Genomic DNA, 17,235 nt, shown 5'->3' on the forward strand with positions numbered 1-17,235 from the left:
CAGGAAGGGGCCTACTGTGAGCAGACCGCATCCGGCCGCCGTCGTCATTCTGGCCGCCGGTCAGGGCACCAGGATGAAATCCGAGATCCCCAAAGTCCTCCATCCCATGTGCGGCCGCACGCTCCTCGGCCACGCGATCTTCGCGGCGCGGGGGCTTGCCCCCGATCACATCGCCGTCGTCGTGCGCCACGAACGCGACCGCGTCGCCGCACACGCCGCCGAATGCGACCCCGGAATCACGATTGCCGACCAGGACGAGATCAAGGGCACGGGCAGAGCCCTCTGGTGCGGCTTGCGCGCCCTTCCGGCGGATCTTTCAGGGCCGGTCGTCGTGACTGCGGGGGACACGCCCCTGCTTTCGGCCGACGTCTTGTTGCGCCTTCTGGGGCGGCACGAAGGCAATGCGGTCACGGTTCTGACCGCCGTCGTGCCCGACCCCACAGGCTACGGCAGGATCGTCCGCGACGCTGAAGGGACAGTCGCCGGCGTCGTCGAGCACAAGGACGCGACGCAGGAACAACGTGAAATCGCCGAGATCAATACGTCCACGTATGTTTTCGACGCCGACTTCCTCCGCGGGGCCATCGGCGGCCTCGACACCGAGAACGCGCAGGGCGAGATGTACCTGACCGACGTCGTGGCGAAGGCCTACGAATCCGGCGCAGGCGTCGGCTCGTACGTCGTCGAGGACTCGTGGCTCGTCGAAGGGTGCAACGACCTCGTCCAGCTGGCGGCTCTGCGGGAGCAGATGAATCGGAGGACCCTGGAGGCGTGGATGCGCTCCGGGGCGGCGATCGTCGATCCCGCGACCACTTCGATCGACGTGACCGTCGCCTTGGCGCCGGACTGCCGGATCCTGCCCGGAACGGGGCTGTACGGGACGACGTCGATCGCGAAGGGCGCCCTCGTGGGCCCGGGCGAGTTCACCAACGCCCTCGTGGGCGAGGGGGTCGATGCGCGCCACGTCGTGGTTCGCGACGCGGCCGTGGAGGCGGGAACCGCGCTTCCGCCCTATACAGTGCTGACCGGGGGCGCGAGGGCCGCCGGCGTTTCCGAATAGCGAGGGAAACTATGACCGGAATGCGGATGGCGAACGACAAACGCCTCGTTCTCGTAAGCGGCCGGGCGCATCCGGCGTTGGCGAGGGAAGTCGCGGACGAACTGGGAATCGACCTCTTGCCGGTCACCGCCTACGATTTCGCCAACTCTGAGATATATGTCCGTTTCGAGGAGTCGGTGCGCGGCGCCGATGTGTTCACCCTCCAGTCCCACGCCGACCCCATCAACACGTGGCTCATGGAGCAGCTCATCATGGTCGACGCCGCCAAGCGGGCCTCGGCCAAGCGAATCACCGCCGTCGCCCCCTACTATCCGTACGCCCGCCAGGACAAGAAGCACAAGGGGCGCGAGCCGATCTCCGCCCGCCTCGTGGCCGACCTATTCAGGACGGCCGGCGCCGACCGCATCATGTCCGTAGACCTGCATGCCGCGCAGTCGCAGGGTTTCTTCGACGGCCCCGTCGACCACCTGTGGGCGATGCCGACCCTGGTTGAATACGTTCGCGGACGCATTGACGTCGGCAGTGCCGTGGTCGTCTCTCCCGACGCCGGCCGGATCAAGGTGGCCGAGCAGTGGGGCAATCGGCTCGGGGGCGTGCCTCTCGCGTTCGTGCACAAGACCCGCGACCTCACTCGCCCCAATCAGGCGACGGCGAACCGCGTGGTCGGCGACGTCTCCGGACGCACCGCCGTGATCGTCGACGATCTCATCGACACGGCCGGAACGATCTGCGGCGCGGTGCGCATCGTGCTGGAAGCGGGGGCCAAGGACGTCATCGTCGCCGCCACCCACGGGGTGCTCTCTGATCCTGCGACCCAGCGTCTGCGCGAATCGGGGCTGCGCGAGCTCGTCGTCACGGACACGCTCCCCATCGGCCCGGAAAAGCGCTTTCCGGCCATGACGGTGCTTCCAATCGCTCCGGTTCTGGCCCGCGCCATCGACGAAGTCTTCGAGGACGGATCAGTCACGAGCCTCTTCGACGGTGCATACTGACCCGGCTCGCGCCCGTGCTTCCGCCTGATTTCGGCGGAGTCTAGGGCGGAAACTGGCGCGAAACATCGCCGCCCGTCCGGACGAGGACTCTCGGTTGGCGTCAATGGCAGGTTGATGTGACATACGCATCCGAAGTTTGCTCTGGTTTTCGAGAAACTCGCAGTTATCTTTGACCAACCCGAGTTTTCCTTCGCATTCCGCGGATTCTTTGGCCATTCGGCGATAAAACGGAGATCAATCGGGGAGAGCTATCCATCATTGATACTTTGTGGGGCATATCGATAAACAGCTTCTTTTCGCATATAAACCTGATATAAACATTCAAACTCAAATGAAGAGATCAAAACCTATTAAAAATGGTTACCATCGGTATCTCTGGATAACGTCGGTTTAAGGTGTATTTGCTCAAAACCCTGCTTTCGTCCCAGATACTCCTGTTTCAAACGATTCTGGCGTACAACAGTGGCATGAAGGTGATATTTATGCGCCACGTCAAATGGATCTTCGGCGGATGGCGGGCGATTGTCCGGAGGCTTGGCCCGAATGTCGTTCTTCTTGTCTCTGCCAGTTGTGTGTCGTCCTCGTTTCGGCCGGTGTGGCATCTGCTTGCGTGAGGTGCGAAAGCGCGAAAGGAATCACACCTTATCTTGTATGCCTTCTTTTCTTTGCGATCGGTCCTGTGTGCGCCCTCTTTGCAAGGTAAGTTCGTCGCCAAATCGACCTCAACCGAGGATGGGGAGTGGGAAGCGCATGTCATTTCGGCATAAAACTGCCATTGTTGAAGGAGAAACGGGGAGGCGCGACGAAGCGCCCTGCTTGCCGTTGTGAACGCTCGCAAGACGATTTTGTCCGCATAACCAAATGTAATTTAAAGCATTTAAATATACTTATCTTGGTTACAAAGTTAAAATATGCTGATTACATATATAAATGCATAAAAACTAAACAACACGCTATTAGTTTTAACGACACACCTCGGGAGGAAACCCGCTCTGGTGGTGTGGACAAAGTTCGTTGTAGGCTAGCTGCAGGCCCGGCAAAGGGTTCCATGGTCAAGGGTCCATGGTTTCACATACAGAGGAAGGTACTTTTCATGTCACAGGAGTTTAAGGATGTAGATGGTGCGAATCTTCAGATTTCCTCCATCTTGGACGAGAACATGAGCAGCCTCAACGCGCACAAGTCGGCCATCAACGGCAAGACGACGGAGCTGCGGGGCAACGTTCAGTTCCAGGGCGGAGCGGCCCAGGCCTTCACCGCCGCTTTCAACGCTCTCGAGGAGGCCAGCAACAGGCTCTTCCAGAAGCTTGGCGTTTACAGCCAGGAGACGAAGAGCACGGGCTCCACTTCCGAGCAGGCCGACATCGACGAGGCTCAGAGCTACAAGAACCTCGGCTTGGACTCGCTCATGGGTGGCGGAAGTTCCGCTGTCTAGGCTGATTCTCAAGACGATATTTATCTAGGCGAAATTAGGAAAGGACAACCACACTCATGACCATTCTCTACAACTACCCCCTCATGCAGGCAGGCGTTGCCGACATCAAGTCCCATGCGCAGAAGGTGCGCGAGGAGACCGAGACGATGGGCAACCGGATCGAGGGCATCATCCGCGAAAGGCTCGGCGGTCAGGCGGCAGAAGCCTTCCACACGATCTTTATGAGCTGGATGAAGGACTGCGACGTCATGGTCCAGGCTACGGACGCCCTCGGCCTCGTGCTTGACGGATCTGTTACGAACATGCAGGGAACGGACAGCAGCAATGCTCGCCGTTTCGGCGCCTAAGACCGCATGTCGATAAAAGCTGTGTAGGCGGCTCAATACGGCCGCCTACACAGCTTTTGTCGTAATCCGAGGTTTTCGCAGCACTCGTCACTCTATGGATTTCGATAGCATTCCAGGTCTTCTCACGCTTGCCGCTCTTTTCGTTGCGACGGTTCACAACGTCGTTTCCGAGGCCTCACCGCCGCGAATTCGACTTTGCGGAATCGGAAGGGATATGAAGGCAAGCACACGTATTTAGTCAAATGGCTCGTTTCGGTGCCCGCCGAGGACTTCCTTTCACATCCACCTTGTGGACGACGTCGTCATGCGACGCCGACGAGACTAGACTCCACAATGTCTCCACAATTTTTCGATCTGTATTTCTGAGGACACGCTATGAGAAGGAACGAAACCTTTGCTGCTCTGTCCGTTTCGCGTGGTCTGAGCCTGCTCGCGGTTCTGCTGCTGGCCTACGCAAGTGTGTTCGTCGCGGCTCCCGCCGGAGCCAACAGCGGCAGCACGCCCGACGGGGCTGGTTACAGCGCGCCGGATCGTGTCGCCGTCGGCCAACCACTGACGGTCAGCGGCACGGGCTGGATGAATCAGGAGAAGAAGGAAGGCTCGCTCGTCGCCGTCAAGATTGACAACGGGGGCCTCAAAGCGAAATCCGCTGTCAAGAATCCTGCCAATGGAAAGGTCGAGACCGACAAGGGCGTCTTGGCGATGGTCAAGGCGGATGCGTCCGGAAACTGGACCGCGACCATTTCTGCGGAGACTTTGGGCCAGCTGAAAGAGGGCAAGCACACGGTCCAGTTCTCGAGCGGCTCAGCTTTTCAAGGCGACGTCGTGCGGCAATCGAGCGCCGCGTTCGTGTACGGCGCCGAGGCGGGAAAGCCCAATCCGAATCCACAGGCGCCCGCGCCTAAGGAGGCTCCTCAGGCGCCTGCACCCAAGGAAGCCGCGCCCCAGAACCAGCCGAACAATACGCCCTCTAGCGCCACTCCGCCGGCGTGGCCACACGTTGATCTGGCGGACTCGTCGGGTGCCAAAGCTTGGGTTGAGAAGGAAATCAAGTCGGACGCGGGTGCGAAGTTCCACATCAAAGGGACCGGTTGGAAGAACTCAGCGGGGAACGGCCCGTCCACGGTCTTCGTCAAAATCAATGAGGGTGAGAACAAACCCTACGAGCGGGCCAAGGCCATCGACCTTCCTTCGGTTAACGGCGACAAAACCGTTTGGGCACTTGTCGCCCAAGAGAACCCGGAGAAAGACACGAACGTCAAGGTCATCAAGCCCAATGGCGACTTCGAAGTCGAGATCGACGTTCCCAAGAACGTGAAAGAGGGTCAGTACTTCACCGTTTCTCTGCTCTCGGGGCAATCGGACACGAAAGACGTCAAACGGTCAATGACCTCCGAACAGTTGACGGTCCTTGAGCCAACCAGGTGCACGTCGGTCGGGGAACCGACTGTCAAAGTGGAGAACGCCAAGGTGCACCTGGGCGGCACCGTAAAGGTCAGCGGCAAAGGGTGGTGCCACCCGCAGGACGGCCAGGGTGCCTCGAAGATCGCGGTCAAGATCGACGACGGAAAATACAAGCGCCTTAATGTGCCGCAGGGCGGCAGCGACGCGACGGTCTGGGCAATCGTGGAAAACGCGGACTCCAAGACCGGCGACTGGACGGCCGAGATCCCGCTGCCCGACGGAACCGACGAGAAAGCGGTTCGCGGAGGCAAGGGCGGGAGCGATCCCGTCCTCCCGGAAGGCAAGCACCGTTTCACGTTCGTCACCGGGAACACAATCAAGCCGGGCGACGCGGACCGGAAGATCGAGTCCGAGGAATTCGACGTCGGAGAATACCAACCGAGCGGCACGCCCGAGCCGGTCGAGGCGAACGAGGATCTTAATAACGACAACAAACAGGGGATGACCGTTAAGCGCGGCAGAGACGGTCGGCTCGTCGTCACTGTTCCGAAGGCCAAGGCCGAGGGAGGCAAAGACAACCACAAGGGCGGCCAGAACGCCACTGACAAGAAGACCTGGGTTTTCCTGAATGCCTACGACAAGGACGGAAATCCTCGCCAGCCCTGGGGCGCCAGGTGGTTTGAGACGGACAAGGACGGCAAGGTCCTCGGTCTGCCCAAAGACGTGTCCCTTCCCAATGGCGCCATGAAGATCACGGCGCAATCCGGCAAGCCCGGCGAAGACTTCGGCGCCCTCCTGGGATGGACGACGTTCGAAGGCCCCAAGAAACCGGACAACCCGACCAATCCTCCCGGCGGGAATCAGCCTCCCGGCGGCGAGAACCGGCCGCCCAGCGGGAATCAGCCGCCGAGTAACCGCGGCAACCAACCCCCGGGCGGAAATCAAGGGAACGGCGGCGGACAGCAGGGCAGGACGGGCGGCTCCACGATCGTGAGGCGTTCGGTCCAATCGGGCACGCGTCAGTCGATCATACCCGGAAGGTATGTCATTCAAAGGGCAATCGCCGGTCAGCAGCCGCAGAAGCCGGCCCAGCCGTTCTTCCCGAAGCCCGACTTCTCGCCGCTTCCCCCTGTTCCAAACATCAAGGGCTTGACGCTCCAGAACGCCGGAAACATCGGAAAGCAGATGGAAGGCAAGATCTTGGTACTTGCGCCAGCCGGACGTCAGCCGGGCGAATGGGTCTTCCTCTACCTCTACCCTCAGGGCAGCCCGCTCGGGTGGATGCAGATCGACAAAGAAGGAAAGATTCGAGTCGACACATCCACTCTTCCCGACGGCTCCTACAAGTTCGCGTTGATGGATTCCACCGGGGCGCTCATCGGATGGACCGACCTCGACGTCGGCAACGTCAAGAAGTCCCCGTCGCCTTCTCCGACGCCGACCAAGGCCGACGGCCCGGCCCGCATCCCTCCGAAAGCCGAGGGGGACGACAGTCAGCCGATATGGCCATGGATGCTCGGCGGAGCAGCCATTTCCGTGACGGTCGTCGCAACGTCCCTCATCGCTTCGCGGCGTCAAGGCAAGTGAAAGCGAGGAGTAGTCATGATTGCTTCGCGCAGAGGCCTGAAGCCTGCGCTTGCCATCCTCATGGGCTTTATGCTCGCCATGCTGGTCGACGCGGGCGCCCATGCCCTTCCGGACGACTCCCCGGGAACCGAGGCGTCCGTGACGACGAAGACGGTCCAGGCGGGTCAGCAGGTTTCCTTCACGGCGACCGGTTTCCCGGCGGGCGCGACCGTCTACGTCCAGCTTGACGACGGTGCGACCCACTGGGACAGCAGTCTTCCGGGAAAGTCCATTCTGCATAAGAAAGTTCCCTCTTCTGGGAAAGTCTCGGGGTCCGTCGTCCTTCCCGCCAATGTCGCCCCCGGAGCGCATTGGCTGCGCTTCAACGCAACGGCAGCCGATCCGGACGGCGGGTCTCGACAGATCACCTGCCGGGGAGACTCCGATTTCACTGTGGTTGCCGCCCAAGGGCAAGGCGGAGGCGGCGGGCAACCGGGCGGCAACGGCGGCAGCAACCAGGGCAACGGCCAAAATGGCAACCAGGGCAACGGCCAAGGCGGCAACCAAGGCAACGGCCAGGGAGGCAACAACGGCGGAGGCCAGCAGCCCGGAGGCGGCGCTCAACAGCAGGGGCAGCCTGGCGCGCAGCAGGGCGTTGCGGTAGACGCCCAAGGAAGGCCCCTCCCGCCGGGAGCGGCTCCTTCGGCCACTTCTACCGTGAAGATAGGGGGACAAATCATGACCATCGCCCCCGAAGCCGCCAGCCCGGTGCCGACCGAACGCCCGAAGAACACCGCCAAGAAGACTCCGGTCATGCCATCGTCGGCTCCCAAGGCCGCGGCTGAGGAAGAGTCCGGTGGGCCCAACATGGGCGTGGTCGGCGGAATGGCTCTCGTCTTCATCGGGCTGATCACCGCCACTCTCATCACGAATCGCGCAAAGGCCATCGCGGCGGGCTCGTCTCGGGGCGAGGCCTCCGGCTCAAGCCCTTACGGTCCGGCCCTCGCCGCTGCCGGTCCGCAGGCCCTTGACGGCTCCGACACGGACGCCGCCGGCGCCTCCGGGGCGGCTGGGGGCGGCGCGCTGGCCGCAGACGGGTCGGCAGCGGCTTTCGACGACCCTGACGCGGATGAGTCGGCTTCCGTCTTGGACGGCTCGGCGCCCGACTGGCCGCCTCTTGCCCCTGACGCGTCGGAGAGCGTCTCCGACTCAGGTGCGGCCGCATTGGGCGGCCGGGACTCGGACGGCCAGGATTGGCGCGACGTCGCCTCCTCGGATGCGGATGGCGCGGTCGCCGACGGCGATCTGGCATCCGCCCCTGACCCCGATGCGACCGACTCGGAGGATTCCGCCTTCGACGGGGACATCGAAGATTCTGCGGACGACGGCTCCTGAGGATGACAGGCGCTTCCCCGGCGCGGTAATATACGTAGGTTGCCTCGGCGAGGGAAAGCAGACTTGTCTTTCCGTTATCGACGCGGTGGGTGTGCCTTCGTGCACGGCCGTCGGAATCGAGGCCGCACGCGCTCGAAATTCTCGGGCGCCACACGAAAGGAGAGCCACATGTCAGACAAAATCCAGGTCGATCGCCGCAAGTCCTTCGGAAAGGGCGCGTCCCGCCAGCTTCGCCGCGACGGCCGCACGCCCGCCGTCGTCTATGGGCACGGCTCCGATCCCGTCCACATTTCCTTTGATTCGCACGAGATCTTCCTGGCCACCAAAGGGCAGGCCAACCCGATTCTCACGATTGAGCTGGAGGGCAAGGAGCAGCTCGTTCTCGTCAAGGAGCTCCAGCGCAACCCTTTGACGCGCATCATCGAGCACCTTGATCTTCTGCGCGTCAAGCAGGGCGAAAAGGTCGACGTCGAAGTTCCCGTCGAAGTCACCGGAGAGTCCTTCCCCGGCACGATCCACACCGTCGAACTCATGCACGTTCTGGTCAAGGCCCCGGCCACCGCGATCCCCGAGGCGATCGTCGTCGACGTCGAAGGCCGCAAGGACGGCGAAAACGTCACTGTCGCGGACTTGACCTTCCCCGCCGGCGTCGAGGTCGAGACCGACCCCGAGTCGATCGTCGTGGTCATCGCGATTCCGTCTTCCCCCGCCGAGGAAGACGCTCCCGCCGCCGAGGAAGCGGCGGACGCAGAAGAAGCCCCGGCCGAATGATTGTCAAGCGTGTGGCGCCTCTCGGGGCGCCACACGCATTGGAGGCAAGGTGTTCGCAGCGGTCGGCCTGGGAAATCCCGGCCCACGGTACGCAGCCACGCGCCACAACGCGGGGCACATGGTCATCGACGAGCTCGCATCCCGCGCTCGCGGGAAGCTTTCACGACTGAAGAACACGGGGGCGCTCGGCCTCGAGTGCCACGTGGGGCCCCCGCCTTCTCGCAGAGCCGTCCTGTCCGTGACGACCCGGTACATGAACGAATCCGGAGGCCCCGTCGCGGCGCTTCTCGGCTATTTCAAGATCGCTCCCCAGAGTCTCATCGTCATCCACGACGAGCTGGACCTTCCCTTCGGCACGATCCGTCTCAAACGCGGCGGGGGAGAGGGAGGCCACAACGGTCTCAAATCAATCACTCAAGCCCTCGGGACGAAAGAGTACATTCGCTTGAGATTCGGGATCGGACGCCCGCCCGGGCGGCAGGACCCCGCCGATTTCGTTCTTTCACCCTTTGCCTCCTCGCAGACGAAGGAACTTCCGCTCCTCATATCGGAGGCGGCCGACGCCGTCGAAGACGTCGTTCTCAGCGGCCTCGAGGCCGCCCAGCTCAGGCTTCACACGAGGTGACCGTGCTCAGCGCCCTCCTGCCAATCGTCGCAGCCGACCCTGCCATTTCCTCCGCTCTCGGTCAAAAGGGCAATCGCGACTTAGCGATGCCCCGCGGCCTTGTCCCTCCGGTTCTCGCACTCATGGGAGGTGCGCACGGCCCGGGGGACGCGCACGCCCCTGAAGGTCCGCACGGGTCGAACGCCGCTCGAAGCCACGCAGAGCCGCCCCTCGTCGTCGCCGTCACGCCGACTGGCCGCGAGGCCGACGAACTGGTCGGCGCGCTTCGCGCCTATCTTCCCGAAGAAACGGTGGAGCTCTTTCCCGCCTGGGAAACGCTCCCGCATGAGAGGCTGTCGCCGCGTTCCGACACGGTGGCGCGTCGAATACTCGCCCAGCGCCGGCTCGCCCATCCCGAGGCCTTCGCCCCCCTTCGCGTGCTCGTCATGCCCGTTCGCGCGCTCTTGCAGCCGATTGCGGAGGGGCTGGGCGAGCTCAAGCCCGTGCGGGTCAGGATGGGCGACGTCGTCGATCTCGAATCCCTCGAACGCGCACTCGTCGACGCGGCATACTCCCGCGTCGACATGGTAGAAGGCCGGGGACAGTTCGCCGTTCGCGGAGGCCTCATCGACATCTTTCCGCCCACCGACCCCAGGCCCTCGCGCATTGAGCTTTTCGGCGACGACGTCGAAGAAATCCGCGTCTTCTCCGTTGCCGACCAACGATCGCTCGAAGCGAGGGACGAAGTGTACGCGCCCCCGTGCCGGGAAATCCTTTTGACCGCCGACGTCCGCGCCCGCGCCCGCGAACTCGTCGCGGAGCTCCCCGGCGCCGTCGACATGCTCGACAAGATCGCGGAGGGCATCGCGCCCGAGGGGATGGAGTCGCTCGCGCCCGTGCTCGTCGACATGGTTTCGGTGGTTGCCACGATCCCGAAGGGAGCTCGGATCGTGCTCGTCGAGCCGGAAAGAATCTCCCAGCGCGCCGATTCCCTCATTGCGACCACGGAGGAGTTTCTCTCCGCGGCCTGGAGTTCGGCGGCTGCGGGCGGAGCCGTGCCCGTCGACGTCGACAGGGCTTCCTTCGCCGATCTCGACGAGACGCGCGAGGCGGCGGACAAGCGTGGAATGGGATGGTGGACGCTCGCCGGCTTCTTCGACGGCCAGGGACGCTCCCAGGCCGACGCCGCCGAACCGAAGAAATTCATGGGGAAAGTCGACGAGGCGATCGCCGACGTCGCCGAGAAGGCCCGGGAGCGGTGGCGTTTGGCGCTCGCCGTCGAAGGGGCGGGCCTGGGCCGCCGCATGCGCGAACAGCTCGAGGAGGCTGGGGTCCCCGCGACATTCTCGGAGGACCTTGCCGAGCTCGAACCCGGCGTGTGCCACGTGACCGCGGCGCCCATCGCCTCGGGCTTCACGATGAAAGGCCAGCGCCTGGCGCTCTACGCCGCGGCGGACATCACGGGCAGGGGCGGCTCGTCGACGCGCGACATGCGCAGGATGCCCGCGCGCAGGAAGAACGCCGTCGATCTTCAGGCGCTCAAACCCGGGGACTACGTGGTCCACGAGCACCATGGCGTAGGCCGGTTCGTCAAAATGGCCAAACGCTCGATCGGGGCGAGCCGCGAGACCCAGCGCGAGTACCTCGTCCTCGAATACGCCTCCACGCGCCGCGGCGCCCCGCCCGATCAGCTCTGGGTCCCCACGGACTCCCTTGATCAGGTCTCGCGGTACGCCGGCGGCGAGGCCCCCTCCCTCAACAAAATGGGAGGAAGCGACTGGGCCAAAACCAAGGCCAGCGCGCGGGCGGCGACCAAGCAGATCGCCCAGGAACTCGTGCGGCTTTACGCCGCGAGGCAGGCCGCCAAGGGATTCCAGTTCTCGCCCGACACCCCGTGGCAGCGCGAGCTCGAAGATTCCTTCGCCTACATCGAAACGCCCGACCAGCTCCAAACCATCGACGAAGTCAAGGCGGACATGGAAAAGCCGACGCCGATGGACCGGCTCATATCCGGCGACGTCGGCTACGGCAAGACCGAGATCGCCCTGCGCGCGGCTTTCAAGGCGGTGCAAGACGGCAAGCAGGCGGCCGTCCTCGTGCCCACCACGCTGCTCGTCTCCCAGCATTACGAGACCTTCCGCGAGAGGTACTCGGGCTTTCCCGTGCGTCTGGCCCAGCTTTCGCGCTTCCAGTCCGAACGCGAGGCCGCCGAGACCGTCAGGGGGCTCGCCGACGGCACGGTCGACGTCGTCATCGGCACCCACCGTCTTCTCACCGGAAACGTGCGATTCAAGAACCTCGGGCTCGTGGTGGTCGACGAGGAGCAGCGTTTCGGGGTCGAGCACAAGGAAACCCTCAAACAGCTCTATCCAGACGTCGACGTCCTCTCGATGTCCGCGACGCCCATCCCGCGCACGCTCGAGATGGCTGTGACGGGCGTGCGCGAGATGTCCACGCTCGCCACTCCGCCCGAGGAGCGCCATCCCGTCCTCACATACGTGGGTCCGAAGGACAACAAGCAGGTGCTGGCTGCGATACGCCGCGAGCTGCTGCGCGACGGGCAGATCTTCTACGTCCACAACCGCACGGGCGATATGGCGCGGGTCGCTGCGCAGATCGGCGAGCTTGTGCCCGAGGCCCGGGTCGGCGTGGCCCACGGGAAAATGAGCGAGCACCAGCTCGAACTGGTCATCCAGGCCTTCTGGGACAAGGAGATCGACATCCTCGTCTGCACGACGATCGTCGAGACCGGGCTGGACATCTCCAACGCGAACACGCTCATCGTCGAGGACGCCGAGCGCTTCGGGCTCTCCCAGCTTCACCAGCTGCGCGGGCGCGTGGGCCGCGGGCGCGAGCGAGCATACGCCTATTTCCTCTACAACCCGGACAAGGCGATGACCGAAACGGCCCTTGAACGCCTGCGCACGATCGCGGCCAACGCCGAGCTGGGCTCGGGCATCCAGGTGGCGATGCGCGATCTGGAGATCCGCGGCGCCGGCAACATGCTCGGCGGCGAGCAATCCGGCCACATCGCGGGAGTCGGATTCGACCTGTACGTGCGAATGGTCGCCGATGCGGTGGCGAGAATGCGCGGGAAGGCTTCCGAGGAGGGAGACGCCGACGTCGACGTCCGAATCGAACTTCCCGTGGACGCATATCTTCCGGAAGATTACGTCTCCTCGGAGCGGCTGCGCCTGGAGATTTACACGAAGATAGCGGAGGCCGGTTCGGAGGGCGAACGCGAAGCTGTCCGCGCGGAGATGATCGACCGTTACGGCAAGATCCCGCCCCAGGCCGAGCGCCTTTTCCGCATCGCCGGGTTGCGCGAAATGTGCAAGGAAGCCGGTCTGGCCGAGGTGACGATGATGGGAAAGAACATTCGCCTGGCGCCGGTCAATCTGCCCGATTCGCGGCAGGCTCGGCTCAAGAGGCTCTATCCGGGCGCGATTCTCAAACCGGCTGTGCGCGTGGCGCTCGTGCCCGCGCCGGGGGATTCGAAGCGCATGGGCGAATCCTCGGCCGTGGAGGGCGACGACCTTCTCGACTGGGTGGGAATGCTCGTTCATTCAGTGTTCGTCGCGACCCTCGGATCTTCCGGGTAACATATAGTCCAGAATCGAGGAAAGGATCCGATGAAGACCAAGCTGGCCGCAAAGGCGTTCGCCGCCGTCGCTCTAGCGTGCACGGCTCTCGCCGGATGCACGAAGCCTGGAACCGCTGCCACCGTCAACGGCCGCCCGGTTTCGGAGCAGAGCGTCGACGAACTCGCGCAGCAGCTGAAGGAAAGCGGACTGGGCAAGTCGCTGACCGCTTCGGGAGTCGACCTTTCCAGCCGGTTCCGGCTTCTCGGGTTCAGGGTCACGATCACGGCCGTCGGCCCGGCCGTCGACAAGGCGAGCGAGAAGCTCGACGCCTCTCAGAAAGACCAGATCCTGGGACAGTGCAAGAAGGGCCTGAACACGTCGTCTGAACTTCCGTCCGACGTCCAGAGGTACTGCTTGGCCCGAGCGTTGACTTCGGGGCAGCCTGCGTTCCAAAAGGAGATAAGCGGCATACTGGCCGACATGAAGGTCGAGTACAGCAAACGATACGGGGTTGCAGACAAACAGAAGGGACTCGAGCTTCCCGAGTACCTGACCCTTCGACGCGGATAGGCCGCGCTTTGCGCGCCGAATTCGTCGAATGCCGGCTTGAATTCGTCGGATGACGACGACGTCGGGTGCGGCTTTAGTCCCGAGGTCCCATTCGTCTCATCCCGGCTCGGCGTCGCTGATCAAAATGAGAGATGAGTAACTGGCCTCGGCTGCCACCGCGCCCCGTTCTGCGGGAGAATAGAAAAAGGGTTATTCCCAGCCGAGACGGCTCGCATCGCCGTCGCGCACACTACAGTTAGGAGTGGCTGTGGCCATCATTGTTGATCTTTACTCCCGCGAGATCCTTGACTCCCGCGGAAATCCCACCGTCGAGGTCGAGGTTGAACTCGAGGACGGCACCCGCGCCCGGGCCGGCGTGCCCTCCGGCGCGTCCACCGGCGCATTCGAAGCCGTCGAGCGCCGCGACGGCGACGCCGCCCGCTACCTGGGCAAGGGAGTTGAGGGCGCGGTAGCGGCCGTCAACGAGGACATTCGCCCCGAGATCGCCGAATCCTTCGACGCCGAGGACCAGCGCGGAATCGACAGCTTCCTCATCGCCCTCGACGGCACGCCCAACAAGGCCAAGCTCGGCGCCAACGCCATCCTCGGCGTGTCCATCGCCGTGGCCAAGGCCGCCGCCAAGTCCGCGGGCCTGCCGCTTTACCAGTACCTCGGCGGCCCGAACGCCCATGTCCTTCCCGTCCCCATGATGAACATCCTCAACGGCGGCTCCCACGCGGATTCGAACGTCGACATCCAGGAGTTCATGATCGCCCCCTACGGCGCCGACTCGTTCAAGGAGTCCCTGCGCTGGGGGTCTGAGGTCTACCACTCGCTCAAGTCCGTGCTCAAGGAGCGCGGCCTCGCCACCGGCCTCGGCGACGAGGGCGGCTTCGCCCCCAACCTCGAGTCGAACGCCGCCGCGCTCGACCTCATCTGCGAGGCCATTGAGAAGGCCGGCTTCAAGCCCGGCGCCGAGGTCGGCCTCGCCCTCGACGTCGCCTCCTCGGAGTTCTTCGCCGACGGCAAGTACACCTTCGAGGGCGGGGCCAAGGACACCGACTTCATGGTGGACTACTACAAGAAGCTCGTCGCCGAGTACCCGCTCGTCTCCATCGAAGACCCGCTCTCCGAGGACGAGTGGGACGCGTGGAAGGCCCTGACCGACGTCCTTGGCGACAAAGTCCAGATCGTCGGCGACGACTTCTTCGTCACCAACCCCGAGCGCCTCGCCAAGGGCATTGACCTGGGCGCGGCCAACGCCCTCCTCGTGAAGGTCAACCAGATCGGAACGATCTCCGAGACCCTCGAGGCGGTCGAGATGGCCCATCGCAACGGCTACCGCACGATGACCTCTCACCGTTCCGGCGAGACCGAGGACACGACGATCGCCGACCTGTCCGTGGCCACCAACGCCGGCCAGATCAAGACCGGCGCCCCGGCTCGCGGCGAGCGGATCAACAAGTACAACCAGCTCCTGCGCATTGAGGACCAGCTGGGCGAGAACGCCGTTTTCGCCGGCCGCGGCTCCTTCCCGCGCTACAAGGGCTGACCTCTCGGCGGGCCGACGTCGGGTTTGAGTCGAAAGGCCGCCACTCACGCGGCGGCTCCGGCAACGAGCCGGCGTCTGCCAGTTGACGCGAAGAATGCCCCCGGAGAGTTCCGGGGGCATTCTCTTGCCTTCGGGCCGCGGCCTTGCTTCTCAAATTTGGCCCTGCTCCATCAGATTTGCGATCGTTTTCCAGGCCCCGCTGTCGCTTTCAGATCTTGCGGCCGGGGGTGAGGATGTTGTTGGGGTCGAGCGCCTGCTTGATCGCCCTCTGCACCGAGCGCGTGTCGGGGCTGAGCAAGTGGTCGATCTCGGCGTGCTTGAGGTGGCCGATCCCGTGCTCGCCGGAGACCACGCCCTCCATGCCGATTGCCATGCGGCAGACCTCGTCAAGCAGGGACTCGGCCTCGGCTGCCTCCTCGGTCCCTTCGCCGCACTCGACGATCGGGTGGATGTTGCCGTCGCCCGCATGGGCGAGAATCGAGACTTTCCGGCCACGTTTGACCGAAATCTCCTCGATTCCGTGGATGGCCTCCGCAAGGCGGGAAATCGGCACGGAGACGTCTCCGATCACCTGCATGCCGTTGGCCGACAGGGCTGGATAAGCGTCTCTGCGCACCTGGAAGAGCCGCGTGCCCTCCTCGAATTGCACGGCCGTCGCCCCGTATTCGCGGCACACCTGCGCGTACTCCTCGACTACCCTTTTCGCGTTCTCACCTTCGGCCTGGCCGAGCAGAAGCGCAGCGCCCGGCTGGGGGATCTGGAGGTCGGGATTGCGCTTGTTGACCAGTTCGACCCCGAGGGCGTCGATGAGTTCGAGGGAGACCGGGCGAGGCTCGCACGCGCGAAGCATGACGGTGGCGTATCCGGCGTCCTCCGCCGAATCGAAGCAGGCGAAGAACGTGTAGTTGTCGTACTGATTGAGCGGCTCGATGCGGATGACGGCCTGGGTGATGACGCCCAGCGTCCCCTCCGAGCCGATGAAAAGCTCTTTGAGGTTGAGGGACGAAACGTTCTTGATGGTCTTCGACCCGACGTGGATCACTCTGCCGTCGGCGAGCACCACCTCGAGCGCGCGAACCCAGTTGATCGTCACGCCGTGGCACACGGCCCGCAGGCCTCCGGCGTTGGTGGCGATGTTGCCGCCCACCGAGCACATCGAGGCCGACGCCGGGTCGGGGGCGAAGAAGAAGCCTTCCTTGGCCAGCTCCTTGTTGAGCTGGGCGTTGATGATTCCGGGCTCGACGACGGCGATCCCGTTCTCGTGGTCGATCTCGAGGATGCGGTTCATGTTGTGGAGGGCGATGATGAGGCCGCCCGGATAGGAGACCGCCCCTCCGGCGAGCCCTGATCCGCCCGTGCGGACCGAAACGGGGACCTTGTGGGCGTTCGCCCATGCCAAAGCGATTGAAACGTCTTCCGTCCTGTCGGCAAATACGGCGCCGAGCGGCTCGCCCTCAGGGAGCATCCAGGACATGTCTTTGCCATACGGCTCGATGGCGCGTTGATCCGTGACGAAGCGTTCGCCGAGTTTGTCGCGAAGCTCCTGAAGGTCGTCCGTGGTGATGGGCATGTTCCCTCTTTCTATGCACTCGTTCGTCATTGAGCGACTGTCCGGGGTGCGGTCCCGGAGGTGCGTAGGTGATATAGCTTACATGAAGATTCTACCTTCGGAGCGACGAGGTGTCAGATGTGTACACATTGCCAGGACAGGATGTGACGGCGTGTATGCGGGATTTGTGGGGCCCAGACGCCAGAGGCAACCAGAAAGGCGCTGCGGCGGCGAGCGCGAGGGATCGGCACGGCCTCGCCTACGAACCGTTGCGGCCGGCACACGTGTTCGTGCCGGAACCTGCCGGAGGCCGCCCGTAGAATTGCTCCTATGAATTCCCGCCAGCCCGCGTCTCGTCGCCCTCGCAACAGCCGACCTCGCAAGCGTTCTGCGCCCTCCGCGCGTTCGGGGGAGAGCTCGCGTTCGA

The 17,235-nt window shown here is 63.8% G+C and carries 12 protein-coding genes; 11 read left to right on the plus strand and 1 reads right to left on the minus strand.

Going from position 1 to position 17,235, the window contains the following annotated elements:
- The first annotated feature begins 16 nt into the window (after positions 1 to 16).
- The 11 genes from A4H34_RS04260 to eno all read left to right on the plus strand — a co-directional run bounded on the left by A4H34_RS04260 (position 17) and on the right by eno (position 15,259).
- Complete coding sequence (locus tag A4H34_RS04260) at positions 17 to 1,060, plus strand: bifunctional UDP-N-acetylglucosamine diphosphorylase/glucosamine-1-phosphate N-acetyltransferase GlmU (protein ID WP_269452283.1); 1,044 nt, start codon at positions 17 to 19, stop codon at positions 1,058 to 1,060.
- A gap of 11 nt (positions 1,061 to 1,071) precedes the next feature.
- Entirely contained in the window at positions 1,072 to 2,052 is a 981-nt protein-coding gene (locus tag A4H34_RS04265; protein ID WP_009199503.1) for a ribose-phosphate diphosphokinase, read from the plus strand.
- Positions 2,053 to 3,145: 1,093 nt separating this feature from the next.
- Entirely contained in the window at positions 3,146 to 3,487 is a 342-nt protein-coding gene (locus tag A4H34_RS04270) for a hypothetical protein (RefSeq protein ID WP_138587179.1), read from the plus strand.
- 56 nt (positions 3,488 to 3,543) lie between these two features.
- A complete protein-coding gene (locus tag A4H34_RS04275; RefSeq protein WP_009199500.1) occupies positions 3,544 to 3,834 on the plus strand; it encodes a WXG100 family type VII secretion target in 291 nt (96 codons plus the stop codon).
- A gap of 375 nt (positions 3,835 to 4,209) precedes the next feature.
- Positions 4,210 to 6,825 (plus strand): hypothetical protein, encoded by a 2,616-nt coding sequence (locus tag A4H34_RS04280; RefSeq protein WP_064231197.1) that lies wholly within the window; start codon positions 4,210 to 4,212, stop codon positions 6,823 to 6,825.
- A 15-nt stretch (positions 6,826 to 6,840) separates the two neighbouring features.
- Positions 6,841 to 8,199 (plus strand): hypothetical protein, encoded by a 1,359-nt coding sequence (locus A4H34_RS04285; protein WP_064231198.1) that lies wholly within the window; start codon positions 6,841 to 6,843, stop codon positions 8,197 to 8,199.
- Between the two features lie 168 nt (positions 8,200 to 8,367).
- Positions 8,368 to 8,970 (plus strand): 50S ribosomal protein L25/general stress protein Ctc, encoded by a 603-nt coding sequence (locus tag A4H34_RS04290; RefSeq protein ID WP_009199496.1) that lies wholly within the window; start codon positions 8,368 to 8,370, stop codon positions 8,968 to 8,970.
- A 49-nt stretch (positions 8,971 to 9,019) separates the two neighbouring features.
- Positions 9,020 to 9,595 (plus strand): aminoacyl-tRNA hydrolase, encoded by a 576-nt coding sequence (pth, locus tag A4H34_RS04295; RefSeq protein WP_064231199.1) that lies wholly within the window; start codon positions 9,020 to 9,022, stop codon positions 9,593 to 9,595.
- Positions 9,592 to 13,176 (plus strand): transcription-repair coupling factor, encoded by a 3,585-nt coding sequence (gene mfd, locus A4H34_RS04300; RefSeq protein WP_064231200.1) that lies wholly within the window; start codon positions 9,592 to 9,594, stop codon positions 13,174 to 13,176. The genes pth and mfd overlap by 4 nt, the downstream gene beginning before the upstream one ends.
- A 30-nt stretch (positions 13,177 to 13,206) precedes the next feature.
- A complete protein-coding gene (locus A4H34_RS04305) occupies positions 13,207 to 13,728 on the plus strand; it encodes a hypothetical protein (RefSeq protein ID WP_064231201.1) in 522 nt (173 codons plus the stop codon).
- Positions 13,729 to 13,969: 241 nt separating this feature from the next.
- Positions 13,970 to 15,259, plus strand: a complete 1,290-nt coding sequence (gene eno, locus A4H34_RS04310) for a phosphopyruvate hydratase (protein ID WP_009199492.1) — start codon at positions 13,970 to 13,972, stop codon at positions 15,257 to 15,259.
- A 208-nt stretch (positions 15,260 to 15,467) separates the two neighbouring features.
- Here the strand turns inward: eno and A4H34_RS04315 are convergent, their stop codons facing one another.
- On the minus strand, positions 15,468 to 16,829 hold the full coding sequence (locus A4H34_RS04315; RefSeq protein WP_064231202.1) for an FAD-binding oxidoreductase: 1,362 nt from the start codon (positions 16,827 to 16,829) through the stop codon (positions 15,468 to 15,470).
- Positions 16,830 to 17,235 lie beyond the last annotated feature (406 nt).

The sequence above is a fragment of the Peptidiphaga gingivicola genome (assembly GCF_001652275.1).
Lineage (GTDB): Bacteria > Actinomycetota > Actinomycetes > Actinomycetales > Actinomycetaceae > Peptidiphaga > Peptidiphaga gingivicola.